The 19,250-nt window shown below is 39.1% G+C and carries 14 protein-coding genes and 1 pseudogene; 12 read left to right on the top strand and 3 right to left on the bottom strand.

The genetic code is table 11. The features are described from left to right. Positions 1 to 30: 30 nt before the first annotated feature. Positions 31 to 279: a 30S ribosomal protein S20 gene (rpsT, locus tag B9P78_RS06030; RefSeq protein ID WP_094518596.1), complete on the bottom strand. Its 249-nt coding sequence runs from the start codon at positions 277 to 279 to the stop codon at positions 31 to 33. 243 nt (positions 280 to 522) lie between these two features. On the opposite strand from rpsT, the pseudogene uvrB reads away from it, so the two are divergent. The 3 genes and pseudogenes from uvrB (at position 523) to B9P78_RS06015 (ending at position 6,207) form a co-directional block, all read left to right on the top strand. Further along, a pseudogene (gene uvrB, locus B9P78_RS06025) lies at positions 523 to 2,516 on the top strand (excinuclease ABC subunit UvrB). A gap of 448 nt (positions 2,517 to 2,964) precedes the next feature. Continuing rightward, on the top strand, positions 2,965 to 4,686 hold the full coding sequence (gene spxB / locus B9P78_RS06020; protein ID WP_369824357.1) for a pyruvate oxidase: 1,722 nt from the start codon (positions 2,965 to 2,967) through the stop codon (positions 4,684 to 4,686). Positions 4,687 to 4,989: 303 nt separating this feature from the next. Then, positions 4,990 to 6,207 carry a cobalamin-independent methionine synthase II family protein gene (locus B9P78_RS06015; protein WP_094518595.1) on the top strand — a complete coding sequence of 406 codons (1,218 nt, stop codon included), beginning with the start codon at positions 4,990 to 4,992 and terminating at the stop codon, positions 6,205 to 6,207. A gap of 141 nt (positions 6,208 to 6,348) precedes the next feature. Here B9P78_RS06015 and yidC read toward each other — a convergent pair whose 3' ends face one another. Then, positions 6,349 to 7,278, bottom strand: a complete 930-nt coding sequence (gene yidC / locus B9P78_RS06010) for a membrane protein insertase YidC (RefSeq protein WP_094518594.1) — start codon at positions 7,276 to 7,278, stop codon at positions 6,349 to 6,351. Between the two features lie 101 nt (positions 7,279 to 7,379). Beyond that, the gene (locus B9P78_RS06005) at positions 7,380 to 7,658 is read right to left on the bottom strand and encodes an acylphosphatase (protein ID WP_094518593.1); all 279 of its coding nucleotides are present in this window, start codon (positions 7,656 to 7,658) and stop codon (positions 7,380 to 7,382) included. Positions 7,659 to 7,838: 180 nt separating this feature from the next. Between B9P78_RS06005 and B9P78_RS06000 the strand changes: the two genes are divergently transcribed. The 9 genes from B9P78_RS06000 to B9P78_RS05960 all read left to right on the top strand — a co-directional run bounded on the left by B9P78_RS06000 (position 7,839) and on the right by B9P78_RS05960 (position 19,075). Further along, entirely contained in the window at positions 7,839 to 8,198 is a 360-nt protein-coding gene (locus B9P78_RS06000) for a DUF1033 family protein (RefSeq protein WP_094518592.1), read from the top strand. Further along, complete coding sequence (locus tag B9P78_RS05995; protein WP_094518591.1) at positions 8,182 to 10,659, top strand: DNA translocase FtsK; 2,478 nt, start codon at positions 8,182 to 8,184, stop codon at positions 10,657 to 10,659. The genes B9P78_RS06000 and B9P78_RS05995 overlap by 17 nt, the downstream gene beginning before the upstream one ends. Positions 10,660 to 10,727: 68 nt before the next feature. After that, on the top strand, positions 10,728 to 11,306 hold the full coding sequence (gene pgsA, locus B9P78_RS05990) for a CDP-diacylglycerol--glycerol-3-phosphate 3-phosphatidyltransferase (RefSeq protein ID WP_094518590.1): 579 nt from the start codon (positions 10,728 to 10,730) through the stop codon (positions 11,304 to 11,306). Between the two features lie 127 nt (positions 11,307 to 11,433). Further along, positions 11,434 to 12,663, top strand: coding sequence for a competence/damage-inducible protein A (locus B9P78_RS05985; protein WP_094518589.1), 1,230 nt, complete (start codon positions 11,434 to 11,436; stop codon positions 12,661 to 12,663). An 86-nt stretch (positions 12,664 to 12,749) separates the two neighbouring features. Next, a complete protein-coding gene (gene recA, locus B9P78_RS05980; RefSeq protein ID WP_094518588.1) occupies positions 12,750 to 13,841 on the top strand; it encodes a recombinase RecA in 1,092 nt (363 codons plus the stop codon). A 243-nt stretch (positions 13,842 to 14,084) separates the two neighbouring features. Beyond that, entirely contained in the window at positions 14,085 to 15,641 is a 1,557-nt protein-coding gene (rny, locus tag B9P78_RS05975) for a ribonuclease Y (protein WP_199445742.1), read from the top strand. 197 nt (positions 15,642 to 15,838) lie between these two features. After that, a complete protein-coding gene (locus tag B9P78_RS05970) occupies positions 15,839 to 17,041 on the top strand; it encodes an ATP-binding protein (protein WP_094518586.1) in 1,203 nt (400 codons plus the stop codon). 39 nt (positions 17,042 to 17,080) lie between these two features. After that, positions 17,081 to 18,631 (top strand): VWA-like domain-containing protein, encoded by a 1,551-nt coding sequence (locus B9P78_RS05965; RefSeq protein ID WP_094518585.1) that lies wholly within the window; start codon positions 17,081 to 17,083, stop codon positions 18,629 to 18,631. A 9-nt stretch (positions 18,632 to 18,640) separates the two neighbouring features. After that, positions 18,641 to 19,075, top strand: a complete 435-nt coding sequence (locus B9P78_RS05960) for a hypothetical protein (protein WP_094518584.1) — start codon at positions 18,641 to 18,643, stop codon at positions 19,073 to 19,075. Positions 19,076 to 19,250: the final 175 nt, after the last annotated feature.

The following is a 19,250-nucleotide window of genomic DNA, read 5'->3' as shown; positions in this document are numbered from 1 at the left end:
AATTTGGTAACACCATTTACCAAGAACAAATTATAATTTTTTAGCTAAGCGAGATTTTTCGCGAGCAGCTTTGTTAGCATGAATTAAACCTTTGCTAGCAGCTGAATCGATTACTTTAGAAGCGTAACGGAATAATTCTTCCTTGTTGTCTGCGTTTGTAGCAGCAGCTTCTTCGAAACGTTTAGCAGCAGTACGTACAGAAGCGATTTTCGCGCTGTTACGAGTATTAGCAGTTTCGTTTTGACGAACACGTTTGATTGCAGATTCAATATTTGGCATTAAAAACACCTACTTTCTTGTCAAATTATAAGAGTGAACTTGTCACTAACAGACAATATTATACAGAATTTAACCTATACAAGTCAAGGTATATTTATGAAAAGGCATATATTTATTCGAAATGAAACAAAAGGCAACTTGCAGCGCACATATCAAAAAGATGAAATTATTTTTGCATTAAGCGCCTTGATGGTATAATAAATTGATATGAAATAGTGTAAATGAAACAAGAAAGAGAGGTTCATGATGAAAGATCAATTTGAATTAGTTTCAGAATATGAACCAAGTGGAGACCAACCCGTAGCTATTCAAAAAATTGTCGACAGGATTGAAAAAGGGCAACCCGCACAAGTATTACTTGGTGGTACTGGTACGGGGAAAACTTTTACAATGGCCAACGTGATTGCACAAACCAATCGACCAACGCTTATTTTGGCGCATAATAAAACATTGGCGGGACAGTTATATGGTGAGTTAAAAGAATTCTTTCCTAATAATGCGGTTGAGTACTTTGTATCCTACTATGACTACTACCAACCAGAAGCGTATGTACCCTCAAGTGACTCATATATCGAGAAAAGTGCTTCAGTCAATGATGAAATTGACAAACTCCGTCACTCAGCAACCTCAGCTATTTTAGAACGCCGTGATACGGTGATTGTTGCATCGGTATCGTGTATCTATGGTTTAGTAAACCCAGCAGAATACCGGGAACACGTGATTTCAATTAGACAAGGGCAAGAAATGAGCCGGGATGCTTTCATGTTGCGTTTAGTACAAAATCAATATGAACGAAATGACATTGATTTTCAACGTGGTACTTTCCGTGTGCGTGGCGATATTGTGGACGTGTTCTTAGCATCACATGACTCTTCATCGATACGTGTTGAATTCTTTGGTGACGAAATTGATAGAATTCGTGAAGTCGATGCCTTAACTGGTGAGGTACGGAATGAAGTCGAACATTTTCCGATTTATCCAGCTACTCACTTTGTTGTGGATCATGACCAAGTTGAAAAATCTGCTAAGTCTATCGAGGCAGAATTGGAAGCACGTTTGAAGGAATTGCGTGATGATAACAAATTGTTAGAAGCACAACGATTAGAACAAAGAACGCGCTATGATATTGAAATGTTACTAGAAATGGGTTATTGCAATGGGATTGAAAACTACTCACGTCATATGGATGGTCGCCAGCCAGGTGAAGCACCCTATACTTTATTAGACTTCTTCCCTGAAGATTTCCTATTGATGGTAGATGAATCTCACATGACTATGCCACAAGTACGGGGTATGTATAATGGAGATAAGGCACGTAAACAGGTATTAATTGACCATGGCTTCCGCTTGCCATCAGCATTAGATAACCGTCCTTTGCGACTTGAAGAATTTGAAGAAAAATTAAACCAAGCCCTTTATGTATCTGCAACACCAGCGGACTATGAAGTGGAAAAATCTGGCGAAGATAACATTGTACAACAAATCATTCGTCCAACAGGTCTATTGGATCCAACAATTGAAGTACGTCCGATTGACGGCCAAATTGATGATTTGATTGGTGAAATTAATTTAAGAATCGACCGGGCGGAGCGTGTCTTCATTACCACCATGACCAAACGTATGGCAGAGGACTTAACGGACTATCTAGAAGATGTGGGTATTAAAGTTAAATATTTACATTCTGATATTAAGACACTTGAACGAACGGAAATTATTCGTGATCTGCGATTAGGTGTATTCGATGTATTAGTAGGTATCAACTTGCTTCGTGAGGGTATTGATGTTCCGGAAGTTTCATTGGTGGCTATTTTAGATGCGGATAAAGAAGGTTTTCTGCGTAATGAACGATCATTGATTCAAACAATTGGTCGGGCAGCACGTAATCAAAACGGTCATGTAATCATGTATGGGGATCATATCACTGATTCTATGCGACGAGCTATGGATGAAACAGCCCGCCGTCGTGGGATTCAAGAAGCTTATAATGAAGCACATGGGATTGTACCGAAAACCATCAAGAAAGACATTCGTGATGCTATCCGTATTACACATGTAAATTCAGAAGAAATGAGCAACTCTTTAACAGAACAAATCCGTTCATTAAAACGAGACGAAAAAGAGCAAGCGCTACGCAATGTAGAATTAGAAATGAAGCAAGCTGCCAAAGAATTGAACTTCGAAAAAGCGGCCGAGCTCGAGATATTATTTTAGAGCTGAAAGCCGAAATGAAACGGTAAGAAAAAGTATTTAGAGGGGGAGCGTATGTTCAACCTCTATTTTGCTATATTTAAGAGCATTGAATGGGGGGATTGCCGGCAGTATACATTGAAAATTGATTCACTAGTGGTAAATAGGATGGTCACATGTCTTTTTAGTAGCAAAAAATACTTATTATTAGTCAAATTATCATCAAACTCAAATGTGTAACACTGGTTATTTTTAAAATGTCAGAAAGTCGTTAATTACCAATAAAAATGACGTATGTAAACTGTACTAGTACAACTCAGGCGCTTGTATCACTTGGTGCCAAAAACGCCAAAAAAAGAACGATATTGTACTGGAAAATGGCTTTTTTGGATAAATATTTGGCTCACAAGTATGAATTTCATGAAATCTTTGGACGAAACTGTTTTACATGCTAGAATTCAAGTTGTTAAATTTTAAATACATGGAGGGCAATCTAATATGTCAAAAGACAAAATCAATATCGGTTTAGCCGTAATGAAAATTTTGGAAAGCTGGGGAGCGGATACAGTTTATGGTATTCCTTCTGGTACATTAAGCGCATTTATGGACGCAATGGGTGAACCAGGTCACAATGTAAAATTCATCCAAGTAAAACACGAAGAAGTAGGGGCTATGGCTGCTGAAATGCAATGGAAATTCGGCGGTAACTTAGGTGTTACTGTTGGTTCTGGTGGTCCAGGTGCTACTCACTTAATCAATGGTTTATATGATGCAGCAATGGATAACATTCCTGTAGTTGCAATCTTAGGTTCTCGTCCACAACGTGAATTAAACATGGACGCATTCCAAGAATTAAACCAAAACCCAATGTACGACCACATTGCGGTATACAACCGTCGTGTTGCTTATGCTGAACAATTACCTAAATTGGTTGACGAAGCTGCTCGTACAGCGATTGCTAAACGCGGTGTTGCCGTATTAGAAATCCCTGGTGACTTCCCACGTGGAGAAATCGATGCAGATGCATGGTACACATCAGCTAACAGCTTACGTGATTACATTCCATCAGCTATCAATGACGCAGACATCGATGCAGCAGTTGAAGCATTAAACAATGCTAAACGTCCTGTAATCTATGCTGGTATTGGTACTATGGGTCACGGTCCAGAAGTTCAAGAATTAGCTCGTAAAATCAAAGCACCAGTTATCACTACAGGTAAAAACTTTGAAACATTCGAATGGGACTTCGAAGGTTTAACTGGTTCTACATACCGTGTTGGTTGGAAACCAGCTAATGAAGCAATCTTAGAAGCAGACACTGTATTATTTGCAGGTTCAAACTTCCCATTTGCTGAAGTAGAAGGTACTTTCCGTAACGTTAAGCACTTCATCCAAATCGATATCGATGCTTCTATGTTAGGTAAACGTCACCACGCAGATGTAACAATCTTAGGTGATGCTGGTGAAGCAATCAACGCTATCTTAGCTAAAGTTGATGCTGTTGAAGAATCAGCATGGTGGAACGCTAACTTGAAGAATATTGCTAACTGGCGTGAATACATGAACAAATTGGAGACTAAAACTGAAGGTGACTTACAGTTCTACCAAGTTTACAACGCGATCAACAAATACGCTGATGAAGATGCAATCTTCTCTATTGATGTTGGTAACTCAACTCAAACTTCAATTCGTCACTTACATATGACACCTAAAAATATGTGGAGAACTTCACCATTATTCGCATCAATGGGTATCGCTATCCCTGGTGGTTTAGGTGCTAAAAACACTTACCCAGATCGTCAAGTATTTAACTTAATGGGTGACGGTGCTTACTCTATGCAATATCCTGACGTTGTTACAAACGTACGTTACAACATGCCAGTTATCAACGTAGTATTTGCAAATACTGAATATGCGTTCATCAAGAACAAATATGAAGACACAAACAAAAACTTATTCGGTGTTGACTTCACTGATGTAGACTACGCTAAGATTGCTGATGCACAAGGTGCTGTTGGTTTCACTGTTCGTCGTATCGAAGATATGGACCAAGTAATGGCTGACGCTGTTGCAGCTTACAAAGAAGGTAAGACAGTTGTAATCGATGCTAAGATCACTAATGATCGTCCAATTCCTGTAGAAACATTAGAATTAGATTCTAAATTATACAGCGAAGAAGAAATCAAGCTTACAAAGAACGTTATGAAGCTGAAGAATTAGTACCATTACGTGAATACTTAGAAGCTGAAGGCTTAGAGTCTCAATACATCAAATAATCATTTGGTAACCTTAGATTAGTAACTAAGATTTATTATATTCAGACGAGATAAGAACAGGTTGGGGCTCTTCCCAGCCTGTTTTTGCTTACATAGAATTCTTGCAAAAATAGTTATTTCGACCATATTTTCAATCATTGTGTTCAAAATTTCCTAATCAAGCTTGATAGTTTTCGATACTTTGATCAATACATAATAGTTTTGTAGATGTGTTACAATTTATCTAAACAAGATGGAGGTTTTAGCTATGAAAAACAAGAAAATTTTAACCACACATGTAGGTTCATTACCACGTCCAAAAACATTATTAGAGGCAAATGACCGTCGTGCAAAAAATGAAATTTCAGACGAAGAATACAATCAAATTATCCAAAATTCAGTGGATCAAGTTGTTGCAAAACAAAAAGAACTTGGTATCGACATTGTAAATGATGGTGAATATGGTCATATCACATCTGGGCCAGTAGACTTTGGTGCCTGGTGGAACTACTCATTCTACCGTTTAGGTGGTTTAGAAATGACTGACCAAGACCGTTGGGCCAACCCTGAAAAAGTTCGTTCAACACCAGGAAATATTAAATTAACATCATTCTCTGATCGTCGTGACCGTGCAATTTTCTCAGCTGCCTATGAAGATCCAGATTCCGGTGTTTTAGGTAAACGTAAAGCTGTTGGGAACCCAGTTTTCGCTGATAAAGTGACTTACGTTGGTCAAGACCAAGTACAACGTGACGTAGATTTCTTAAAAGCTTCACTAGCTAAAAACAACTTAGATAAAGGATTTATTGCAGCTGTATCTCCAGGTTCAGCAGCTCGTCTACAAGATAACTACTACAATGGTGATGAAGAAGCCTTATTAAATGATTTAGCAGACGCATTACATGAAGAATATAAAGCAATCACAGATGCTGGTTTCATCGTTCAAATTGATGCGCCAGACTTGGCTGAAGCTTGGGACCAAATCAATCCAGAGCCATCAGTTGAAGACTTCCAAAGATGGTTACAATTACGTATTGACGCTATTAACCGTGCCTTAAAAGGTATCGATCCAGCTTTAGTTCGATTACATATTTGCTGGGGTTCATGGCATGGACCACATACAACAGATATTCCATTAGAGTACATCGTTGACCAATGTTTAGAAGTAAATGCAGCAGGATTTACTTTTGAAGCATCAAGTCCACGTCATGCGCACGAATGGAAAGTATGGGAAAAAGTAGGCCGCTTAAAAGAAGGCCAATACATCATTCCTGGTTTAGTATCACATTCAACAAATGCGGTTGAGCATCCAGAATTAATCGCAGAACGCTTAATCCGTTTCGGTGAAATCGTTGGACCAGAAAACGTCGTTGCCTCAACTGACTGTGGTTTAGGTGGACGTTTACACGAGCAAATCGCTTGGGCTAAATTAGAAGCCCTTGTAGAAGGTGCAGCAATCGCTTCTAAACACTTCTACGGAGAATAAAACGAACTATTTAGCCATATAAAAAGGGTTTGTGGCGGAGCTGTCACAAACCCTTTTATGCCCTTTTTAATAGTATAAGAAAAGCCCTCTGGTTAGCGTATAAAACGCAAAGTCAGAGGGCTTTTACTGTGTTATCAGTTGTTATTTACGTTGTTTACCAGCATTACGACTTGAGGTTTTCAATTGTTTTTGAATACTTGTTGTCGTGCTGTCTTCTTTTACACTATTTGTAACATCTTTACGGTCAGTGCTTGATGGTGTCACAACTTTAATTGGATTTTCTGCCAATTCCTTATCGACTTCCGCTTGAATTTTTGGACGGTAGTAGAAGGTAGTAAATAACGTTTGTAAAATTGACCAAATCGCACCTGTTAAGAAGTACAAGGTTAAACCAGCGGGTGTTGTAAACACAATGAATCCCATCATGATAGGTGTCATGAATAGGGCTGAACGCATTTGCGCTTTTTGTTCTTCAGGAACCCCTTGAAGTGAAATGAATGATTGAATAACATACATAATAATGGTTACGATCGCAAGTACCAAGTTTGAACTGCCTAGGGAAATACCTAAGAATTGCGAACTTGCAATTGCATCACTCACACGAATGGCTGTATACAATCCAGAGATGATTGGTAATTGTAATAGTAATGGTAAACAACCCATGCCACCTAGAATGTTGATGTTATTTTCACGCATAAACGCTTGCTGTTCCGTGGCTAAACGCATTTTTTCTTCTTGCGTTGTGGCATTCTTTTGACGTTCTTGAATTTCTTTCAAGTGTGGTTGGAATGCTTGCATACGAATTTGTTGGCGAGTTGATGATTTTAATTGATTCAATGTTAGTGGTAATAAAATCACACGAATCAAAATAGTAATGATGATAATCGCAATCCCATAATTACCAGAAAATTGATTGGCAATCCAAGTGATTAGACTATCGATTGGCGTAACTGTAAGACGGTACAAAATACCATCTGGGTTATTTGGGTTAGCACAACCACCCAAAAATACCACGAGTGACATCACTAAAAACATAAGTGATAGTCGTTTGTTCTTTAAACGGCTTGACAATTCTTCACGTCCTTTGATTTTTTGTATATAGATTAACGATATATTTAAGCTATACTATATTTTGCTTAACGTTATCATTGTAGCTAATTTGGGGCTGAGTTTCAATAAATGGCGGTAAATTTCGTCATTTTCTCACTTTCAAATGTTTCCATCAGTTGCACACCGTCAACTCGTGCAAAGGGATTTGTGTGTTGATCTTTTAAAGCACGGATAAAATCATTTAATTGATCCTCACTAGCTTGAACAATGACTTCAACACTGCCATCCTCAAGATTTCTCGCAGAACCAGCTAATCCCATTTTTTCACCAATAAATGTGGTAGAGTTTCGGTAACCTACTCCTTGTACACGACCAATGACATTTAAACGATATGTTTTCATAATATCCCTACTTTCCTTTGTAAATCTTGTTATAAGCGTTAGAATTTAATAGTAACACAGCTAGCTAGTAGTCGGCATTGATCTGCCCTTAGTCTAGTATGTAGTGCATACAAATCTGTCCTTAGATGAAAAAAAGACCCAAGTTTGTTATAATAGGGTGCTGATTGGAGCGTGAAAAATATGGGTTTTCAAGTGTATCAAACCGAGGGCTTTGAAGAGCCGTGGTGGTTTAATGACGATTGGCACGAAGATGTCGTGTCCGTTTATACAACCGATGCTATTGAAGAAGCGAGTATAAAATATGCACAAGCGATTTTACAATTAAATACATTATTCCCTAAATATCGTAGTCGTGTTGTTGGCATGGCGGCTTTTTGGCAACCAGGAGAACTGTCTTGGTGTGAACCATGTGCAAATGATGAGCAAGTATATCATTCGTTAGTGATTTTCGAAGATAATCAACCCTTGTCAGATAATATGGTAGCAGAATTAACCGCGTTACTCAATCAATACCCTGGTCTAAATGACCAAGAAATATAGTAAGAAGAGGGGGTCTATCGTGGCGGGAAAAAAGAGAAAACGTACAAAAAAACAACAAGAACTTTTTCAAATGCAATTATTCTCAGGAATCCAATTATTCTTCTCAATTATTGGTGTACTTGAATTAGGCGCTCTAGGTCGCTTATTCATGCATCTAATGGAATTTTTTGTGGGTGGATTAGCCATACCAGTATTTATTATTGAAATTATTTTTTCTGCTTGGATTCTAATAACAGGTCATGGTCCACTTGTGTTGGGGCGTATCATGAATACTTTAATTTGGGCAGTGCCTATTTTCGCTATTCTGATGCATGCATGGGATTACTTAGCGATTGCTGTATCATCAGATACCAGTGTATTAGAAGTGACTTGGCAACGTGTTGTTGCAAATTTCACGGCTGAAGGTTCAGGTTTACCACTGGGGGGCGGCTTGCTTGGTGGATTGTTATATTCATTCACCTATTATACAGTCAGTCAATTGGGTACCTATATATTTGTTGGCATCGCATTGATGATTCTACTGTGTTACCTGTTTAGTATTACCTGGATTGATTTACTTGAAGGAATTCAATCTATTGTTCATGTGGTCGGTGAATGGTTAGCTGAATTTTGGCAAACGTCTAAAACGCAAATTGCCACTTATCGCGAGGATCGCGAAGCGTATAAAGCAGAACAGGGGAAAAATAAACCTGCGACCAAGAAAACAAATCGAACTGCTGCTAAGGAACAAGAATTAGACTTTGAAATTGCGGGCGGTCAAGCACCGGTAAACCGCATTAAACCATCATCAGATCCTCAAGAATCAGATGATGTTCTTATCGTAGGACCTGCACCAACGAATGCGAAGGTGGAACAAACAGCCTTGCCAATTGGCACAACAGCTGATGAAATCCATGCAAAAAATCAAGCAAGTCCAGCAAATGTACAAGCAAAAAACAACTCGGCAGATGCTGAGGATGAAGCAGATGTAGATGATGGCACAGATATCGTGATGGATATGGCAGCCGAACCAGAAAATCCAGAATATCGTTTACCACCTGTGACTTTACTTAAACCAGTGAAGGAAATTAATCAGAGTGGTGAATATGCTGTCATCAAAGAAAATGTTCGCAAGCTAGAAGCTACTTTTAAAAGTTTTAATGTGGATGCTAAGGTGACAAAAGCCAATCTAGGACCGGCTGTTACTAAGTATGAAATCCAACCAGCTATTGGGGTAAAAGTTAGTAAAATAGTTGGTTTGGCTGATGACATCGCCTTGTCATTAGCAGCTAAAGATATTCGTATCGAGGCACCAATTCCAGGTAAGTCGTTTATCGGTATTGAAGTACCTAACCGGGAAGTGAGTCTAGTTTCTTTCCGCGATTCTTTTGAACATCAAATGAAATCCGGTAAAGTACTAGAAGTACCTTTAGGGAAAGATATTTCAGGTAATATTCGTTCAGCTGATTTAACTAAAATGCCCCATTTACTGATTGCTGGATCCACGGGGTCTGGAAAATCTGTTGCAATTAACGGTATCATTGTTTCGATTTTGATGAATGCCAAACCAAATGAAGTCAAGTTAATGATGATTGACCCTAAAAAAGTTGAGTTATCGATTTATAATGGTATCCCACATCTATTAACACCAGTTGTGACCAACCCAAGAAAAGCAGCACAAGCGTTACAAAAAGTGGTTCAAGAAATGGAACGACGTTATGAATTGTTTGCGGCTTCAGGTCAACGGAACATTGATGGCTATAATGATTTTATCCATGAAGAAAACTTGAATGAAGGAACGAGTCATCCAACCTTGCCGTATATCGTAGTAATTGTAGATGAGCTAGCCGACTTAATGATGGTTGCCTCTAAAGAAGTGGAAGCGGCGATTACGCGTTTAGCACAAATGGCCCGTGCTGCGGGTATTCATATGATTCTAGCAACGCAGCGGCCATCGGTGGATGTCATTACCGGGATTATTAAAGCCAATGTGCCATCTCGCATTGCCTTTGCAGTATCATCAGGTACTGACTCAAGAACGATCATCGACCAAAATGGGGCGGAAAAATTACTTGGACGCGGGGACATGTTGTACTTACCGATGGGTGAGTCGAAACCAATTCGTGTTCAAGGGGCTTATCTAACCGATCAAGAGGTTGAGAATGTGGTTGATTTTGTAAAAGATCAACAAGAACCGAACTACATTGAATCTATGATGCCAACAGAAACAAAGGAAGGCACTCCTGGTGAAGACTTGGATGGAATGTGGGACACAGTACTTGATTTTGTCAGAACACGTGAAACTGTCTCCATTTCCATGCTGCAACGTCAATTTAGAATTGGCTATAACCGAGCAGCCCGCTTGGTGGATGATATGGAACAGAGAGGTATTGTAGGGCCACAAGATGGTTCTAAACCGCGTGTAGTGAATATTTTCCAAGAAGCAGGAGATGACAACCAAGCGAGTTCAATGAATGAATAATACTTTTCGTGATATACTAAATGGTATAAGAAGTACGAAACGTAAATAGTCAACTTAGGAGGGATCTTTTGAATTTACCGAATAAATTAACCGTGATCCGAATTATTATGATTCCAATTTTTATGATTTTTGTGTCGATACCTACCAATGGCGAAGGTAGCCAAGTTTTTGGTAGTGAATGGCATTGGCAATATGTAATTGCAGCGATTATTTTTGCAGTTGCCTCTCTTACAGACTGGTTGGATGGCTATATTGCACGTCGAGACAACTTAGTGACTAATTTTGGAAAATTTGCGGACCCATTAGCTGATAAAATGCTTGTAGCCACAGCCTTTATTGCTTTGGTGGGTATAGGCCTTGCGCCAGCATGGCTCGTATCAATTATTATTATTCGTGAATTAGCTGTTACAGGTTTACGTTTGTTATTAGTAGAAAAAGGAACAGTGATGGCAGCAGGCGGTGCAGGAAAACTAAAAACCTTTACCCAAATGCTCTCAATCATTTTCTTATTAATTGGTGATTTTCCATTTGGTTTCTTACCATTCCCAATCGGACAAATTCTCTTATATCTTGCTTTAATCTTTACAATCTACTCTGGTGTTGATTATTTTGTGAAAAACAAATCAGTCTTCTCAGACGGCTTATAATTGAATACTCTACAGATAATAGAAAGAGTTCAGGATGTTACCTGGCTCTTTTTTGTTTTATAATGAAACATAACTTTAAAAGTAGAATTTAGCAAAAAACACGTATATATATGATGGAGGGGTTAGCATGATTGCAGAAATCATTGCCGTAGGAACAGAACTATTAATGGGACAAATTGCCAATACAAATGCCCAATTTATTGCCAAAAAATTGAGCGAATTAGGCATTGACCATTTCATTCAAACGGTCGTTGGGGATAACCCGAAACGCTTGATGAAAGTCACTCAAGAAGCTGAATCTCGAGCCGATGTGTTGATTTTTACAGGTGGATTAGGGCCAACACGGGATGACCTCACCAAACAAACACTTTCTGAGTACTTAGGTGAACCCTTAGTCATTGATGAAGCAGGTAAGACACATATCATGGAGACTTTTAGAGATCGCGTGATGACTGATAATAATAAGGCAATGGCTTTACGTTTTGAAAATGGCATTCCTTTTCCTAATGATGTTGGCCAAGCAGTGGGCACAGCAATTCAAAAAAATGGTCGGACATATATTTTGCTACCTGGGCCACCAAGTGAGATGACTAGCATGTTTCAACATTATGTGGTGGATTATCTTTTAGCACTTGCTCAGGATAAATTGAGATTAAATTCACTGTATTTACATTATTTTGGTATTGGTGAATCCCAACTCGCGGCAACAATTGATGATATCATCATGAATCAAACCAATCCCTCAATTGCCATCTATTTTGGCAATTACGCCGTAACAATCCGCTTAACAGCGGCAGGAAATAATGAAAGTGCTAATCAAGTACAGTTGACAACTCTGGCTAATGAAATCAATCAACGACTTGGCGCATATTATTTTGGTCAAGGAGAGGACTTGGGGTTAAATCAAGTGTTGGTTGCCTATTTGAAGGCACAAAATAAAACTATTGCCTTTGCAGAAAGCTTTACAGGCGGACTAGCGGCGAAGAAATTAGTAGATGTACCTGGTGCTTCAGCAGTCCTAAATGGATCAGCTGTGACATATACTGCAGAAGCAAAACATCAGGTATTAGGCGTGCAACAGGAAACTTTAGATACAGTGGGCATGGTGAGTTCTGAGACGGCTATTCAAATGGCAGAAAGTGCCCGTAAACTATATAATAGTGATATTGCCATTTCCTTTACAGGTGTTGCTGGTCCGGATCCGATGGAAGGCAAAGAGGTTGGTACTGTTTATATTGGTATCGCTGAAAGAGGGAAAAAATCGCGTGTTTTACAGCCAAAATTACGTGGACGACGGGAAAATATTCAGTATCGAGCTGTTTATACTGCCTATTTTGACATCCTAAAAAATAAATAGAACATTTGTTCGTTTTTCTCTTGCTTAATTACAGAATTAATTATAAAATATAGATGAAGCTACTGACCAATTAGGAGGATTTACGCATGAGTATTGATCAAAACGATAGCAATCGTCAAAAAGCATTAGAAGATGCAATGAAAAAAATTGAACGTAACTTTGGTAAAGGTTCAATTATGAGAATGGGAGAACGTGGAGATACGCGTATTTCTACAATTCCTTCAGGTTCATTAACCTTAGATATTTCTTTAGGTGTGGGTGGTTACCCAAGAGGACGTATTATTGAAATTTACGGACCTGAGTCATCTGGTAAGACGACTGTATCTTTACACGCAATTGCAGAAGTGCAAAAACGTGGTGGGATTGCTGCCTTTATCGATGCTGAAAATGCGTTAGATCCAGAATATGCAGCTAAACTAGGTGTAAATGTTGATGAATTATTACTGTCTCAACCTGATACAGGTGAACAAGGATTAGAAATCGCAGATGCCCTAGTAAGTTCAGGTGCCATTGATATTATCGTAGTGGATTCAGTAGCAGCTTTAGTGCCACGTGCTGAAATCGAAGGTGAAATGGGTGACTCTCACATTGGTTTACAAGCGCGTTTGATGTCACAAGCCTTACGTAAATTATCCGGTACAATTAATAAAACCAAAACAATCGCCATCTTTATCAACCAAATTCGTGAAAAAGTTGGGGTTATGTTTGGTAATCCAGAAACGACACCAGGTGGTAGAGCCTTGAAATTCTACGCAACCATTCGTTTGGAAGTTCGCCGTGGTGAACAAATTAAAGAGAGCGGTAATGCCATTGGTAACCGTACGAAAATTAAAATCGTGAAAAATAAGGTTGCGCCACCATTTAAAGTGGCAGAAGTGGATATCATGTATGGGGAAGGGATTTCTCAAGAAGGTGAGCTAGTCGATTTAGCTGCTGAGTTAGATATCATCAACAAGTCAGGTTCTTGGTACTCATACGGAGAAGAACGTATTGGCCAAGGGCGTGAAAATGCCAAACAATTTTTACGCGAAAACCCAGAAATCCGTGAAACGATTGATGCGCAAGTTCGCCAACACTTTGGCTTCGGTCAAAATGGTAAATTATCAATTGACGAATTAGCTGCTTTAGAAGCAGAAGATGCTGATCAAACTGCTTTGTTCGAAGAAGATGCAGAATAATTTACCACTATAATTCAATTAGAAGCGCCATAGCTTGTCGCCAGACTAGCTATGGCGCTTTTTTTATGGATGTAGAGATGAAAAGGCTAACATGCTTTTACTTGCTCACTTGATTGACATTCACACCAGTTAAATATAAAATAAACTTATGTGCATGTAATGCATATTTTAAAAACTTTTAATCTTAACTAGAATAGAACACAATTAAATAGATACGGAGGTGAAACTATGGGATTTACTGAAATTACCTTCGCTATCATTGCTTTAATTGTTGGTTTATTGGGTGGCGTTTATGCTGGGAAGAAATCTTTATTGCAACAACAAGCACGCGAGAAAGATGAAGCACACATAACCGCACAAGGAATCATTGAAAATGCTAAACGTAGCGCAGAATCTGAGCGTAAAGAAATTATCTTAAACGCGAAAGAAGAATTGCAACGATACAGAAATGAAGTAGATAGTGAAGTTAGAGATCGCCGTAGTGAAGTTAAGAAGCAAGAGGATCGATTAGCTCAAAGAGAAGAAAAATTGGATAATCGTGATGCTGCTATTACTGACAAAGAAAATCAATTAAGTAATAAAGAACAATCTTTACGTGACCGCACCAAGAAAGTTGAAGAAACTGAAAAGGCTGCTGATGAATTAATCAATAAACGTAATGAAGAGTTAGTCACTGTTGCAGAAATGTCACGTGATGATGCGAAAAAATTATTACTGAAAGAGATGGACGAAAAATTAGCGCATGATAAGGCTATTATGATTAAGAAAGCCGAACAAGAAGCTAACGATACGGCAGATCGCGTAGCGAAACAAATCGTTCTTCAAGCTATTGAACGCTCAGGCGCGGACACGGTGACTGAATCTACAGTAACTGTTGTTCATTTGCCAAATGACGACATGAAAGGTCGTATTATTGGTAAAGAAGGTCGAAACATTAAGACGTTAGAATCTCTTACAGGGATTGACCTGATTGTCGATGATACACCAGAAGCTGTCGTATTGAGCGGTTTTGATCCAATTAGACGTGAAATTGCGAAACTAGCTTTAGATAAATTGATTGCAGATGGACGTATTCATCCTGCTAAGATTGAAGAAGCAGTTGAGAAGGCACGTAAGCAAATGGATAGTAAAGTAAGAGAAGTAGGGGAAGAAGCTACCTTTGATTTAGGTATCCATTCACTACATCCTGATTTAGTGAAAACACTAGGTCGCCTTTACTACCGTACTAGTTATGGACAAAACGTCTTAAATCATAGTATAGAAGTGGCGAAACTTACAGGTGTAATGGCGGCAGAACTTGGCGAAGATGTACAATTAGCTAAGCGTGCTGGATTACTACATGATATTGGTAAGGCAGTCGACCACGAAGTCGAAGGCTCTCATGTACAAATAGGTACTGAGTTTGCAATTAAATACCAAGAACCTGAAACAGTGATCAATGCTATTGCGAGTCACCACGGTGATGTGGAACCGACAAGTGTCATTGCTTCATTAGTTGCGATTGCGGATGCTTTATCAGCCGCACGCCCAGGTGCACGAAGTGAATCATTAGAAAACTATATTCAAAGATTACGTAGTCTAGAAGCAATTGCTAAGGATTATAATGGTGTACAAAATGCCTTTGCTATTCAAGCGGGTCGTGAAATCCGCGTGATGGTTCGACCAGACGAAGTCGATGACTTGAAAGCAATTGAATTGGCACACGACATTTCAAAACGCATTGAAAATGAACTGGATTACCCAGGACAAATTAAAGTAATCGTGATACGCGAAAAACGCGCTGTTGATTACGCGAAATAATAATGAACCTAAAGGAGCATGCAAATGCTCCTTTTTTGTTGGTGATTTTGTTTAAATGACAATCACTATTGCAATCGTTTTCAAATTCAATACAAAAATGTATGAATTTACCACAAGTTTTGGAAATCCATTGAGATATAGGGGATTGGTCTCGTATAATAAGGGGAAATGACTAAAACAAAGAGGTGTGAAGATATATGACAGATCGCGTTGCAGGATTAACCTATTCATCCGTATATAAAGGTTTAAATTTATTACTGACACAAAATACAGCTATTGTGCCAAATATCGTGGGTCATGGGGGCATTGGAAAATCACAAATGATTCGAGATTTAGCCAAAAATAATGGCTATGGTTATTATGAAATTACCTGTTCACTATTACAGCCAGGCGACTTGACTATGCCAGTGCCAAAAGATGATCACATTCAATATTTTTTGAATCCTCAAATTCAGGCTGCCATTGATGAAGCCAATGCACATCCGGATACTAAAGTAATCTTATTCATAGATGAATTTAATCGCCCAATTGCGATGGTTCAAGGAGAATTGATGAACTTGGTTTTACAACGTAATTTAATGGGACATAAATTACCGGATAATATTGTCATTATTACTGCAGAAAATCCGTCGAGTGATGTAGAAGGTTTTGAAAATACTGCCTATGCCACCAATGCGCGTGATTTAGCCATTAATGACCGAACCATGCGTATTCGTATGGGTGCTGATTTGGAAGATTGGCTATCTTCTTTCGCTAATTTACAAATTCCTGACAATAAAGGTCGTCGTACCATCATCCACCCATTGGTTAGTGAATTCCTACATGCAGAGGGACGTCAGTATTTTATTGTGATAGATGAAACGCGTGACAAGAACCCAACCCCGCGTGCATATGAACGCTTATCTAGATTTCTTTATGCTTTTGAAGATGACGGTATAGATTTGGCCAATATCCCAGAAGACTATCTTGAATTTTTGATTGAAGGCATTGAGGGAAACATTGGCGAAGAAGCTGGTCAAATATTTGTCACTTTCTTGCGCCGTCAAAAAGCTGATTTCATCAAGCCAACGGAAGTGGTGCAGGCTGAGGGAGACCACCTTGACCAAAGTATTATCGACAGGTACCAGGCGATGCCTTTAGTTCGTCGTAAACGCGTGATTGAAGATCTGACGGATTATTTAGTGAATCATCCTGATTACATGCAAGATGCGCAAATCATTCATCGTTACACAGACCTGTTTGTTATAAGCGAACCAGATGAAATTTATATTTTGATGAAACGCATGCATGATGCCGGACCAACATCTGATTTGGCCAAGTTACATCAGGCTTTAAATCAAAATGAACGCTTTGTCGAAAAGACTTTTGACGTGAGTATGGCTGTTAATGCGAATAGCTAACCAGTTCAATCAGCATTCAATGAGAAAGGAGATGGGAAAATGGCAGAAGATGAATTGTTCACTGCTTTTGAATTTGAACATATCGAGACCAGTTTTCAACGTATGCGGATTGCCTATATTACCTTCCTAAATCATGGCCATTATGATGATTATGAAAAATTCAGCGATGCTCAAAATCATTTATTAGGGATATTAACGGCAAGTCTGATGAACCCACAAGATGATTACCGTGGAGCTAGGGATGTGCTCTTTGCAGGTATCCTCTATCATACCGACCGTGAAATGAATGGCAGCCTTGCGAAACCAATTACGATTGGATTTCGGGGGTTAGATCTGATCATGACGATTAATCCTATCCTTTTCTACCTTTATTATGAAACGCCGGCAGCTATGTTGGCAGCCATTAGACAGATGTGTTATCACGTCTTGTTTGGTCATATCGTTGAGTATGACTGGGCATTTAAGGATGCTGAGTCGGCCAAGGTGATGAGTGTGGCCATGGAGGCAGAAGTTAACCAGTACGTGGATGATCTCCCTGATACGGCGGTATCTTTGAAGTGGATCAAGCATATTACCGAAAACCGCCTGATTTTACCTAAAGCAGGGTCTTTATATTACTATGACCAATTGATGGTGGTGAAGAATGATCCGAAGAAGCAGGGACACAACCGAACGGAATCGACTTTCAATAAGATGCTGGGGTCGGGGCAGATGGACGAATTATATAGTCAACTGGCAGGGAATTTTGATCCAAACAAGGCGAAGGAGTTACGGATTGATGCTGAGAATCAATTGAAGGATGAGATGAAAAATAATCGGTCGATGCAGGCAATTCGTCCCAATCGTCAACATCAAGATTTGTATCGCAAATTGATGAATGGTTTAATCAAGGAATCCTACAGTCAGATGACGGAAGAATTGCGAATGAAATTGTCGAGTGAACTCCAAGTGAATATTCAGCAAATTACCAAACAGCGGGCTTTGAATTGGCGAGACGTGATTCAACGGGGCATGGGCACAAGTTTGGTTCCATACAAATTGTCGAAGAACCGGATGAATCGTCGGCAGCCTTACCGTATTGATTTACCCGGTCGAGTACTTGATACAGCGAGCCGATTAGTAGCCTTCTTTGATACTTCAGCTTCGCAAAATGAGGAGGCACTGGCATATTCACTTGGTGAGTTGGCCAATATTCAAAAGACTTTACATGCAGAGGTCTGGGTGGTCCATGTCGATACGAATGTCCAATATGCCAGACCCTTGTCTTTTCAATCTTTGAAAGATATGGCTTTTACTGGTCGTGGAGGTACGAGTTTCGCTCCAGCCTATGAGTGGCTACATAATCAAGGTTTTACGGATGCAGATACGGTTGCAGTCTATTTCACGGATGGCTATGGTGATGATGGTTTTGAGCGATATGGTTTCCATAATATGTATTGGGTACTAACGGAAACAGAAATGGGGGATCCGTCGCCTTTATCCACTGATGGCGAGGGTAAGGTATTGTATTTGAAAGCAGATGAGCGTTATAATCGTCGTATTTTAAAACAAGGTCTTAGTGCAAATCAAAATAAGGACCAAATTGAGTAAGGAGGACTTATGGATACAATTAAAATCAAACGGGCTTTGGTGAAGGCCCAAATGGGTGACTATTTGCCAATGGTAAAAGAAGTGCCGTATGATATCTTTCAACAATTGCATATACCTTTTACATTTCAATTTAAACAAATTGATGAGCAAGTAGCAGCGTATATAGTGGCAAATGGGTATTTAGCCATGTTCCCCAGCCAGATGAATCAATTGAACCTGATTCAAAAAGGAAATCATTTCCGATTAGAGACAGGAATTGATAGCGACATGGACGCACAATTTATCCAAAATACTTGGGATATCTATCAAGCAATTAAAATTTCAGATATGAAAAATGAACACAAAGAAGCCTTGATATCTCGTACAGGTACCCAGATGTCCATGTGGGATAAGTTGATTGGCCAAGACATACCAGAGCTAAAAAATCGAAAAGTGATGATTTAAATAGGGCAAATGTAAAAACAAGAGCCTGGGACAAAAGGCCTCTAAAAAGGCGTACACAATTCTTAAAAAGAGTTGTGTACGCCTTTTACTTTGAAAAAATTCTTACCAATTTTGATTGAAATATATCATGGGAGCAGGTTAAAGGGCTGAAAGTGTAGTTACTTAGCCGTGAAAG

The sequence above is a fragment of the Aerococcus sp. 1KP-2016 genome, from assembly GCF_002252085.1.
In the GTDB taxonomy this organism is placed as follows: domain Bacteria; phylum Bacillota; class Bacilli; order Lactobacillales; family Aerococcaceae; genus Aerococcus.
The sequence above is the reverse complement of the archived record's forward strand: the minus strand, read 5'-3'. Positions and strand labels throughout refer to the sequence as shown.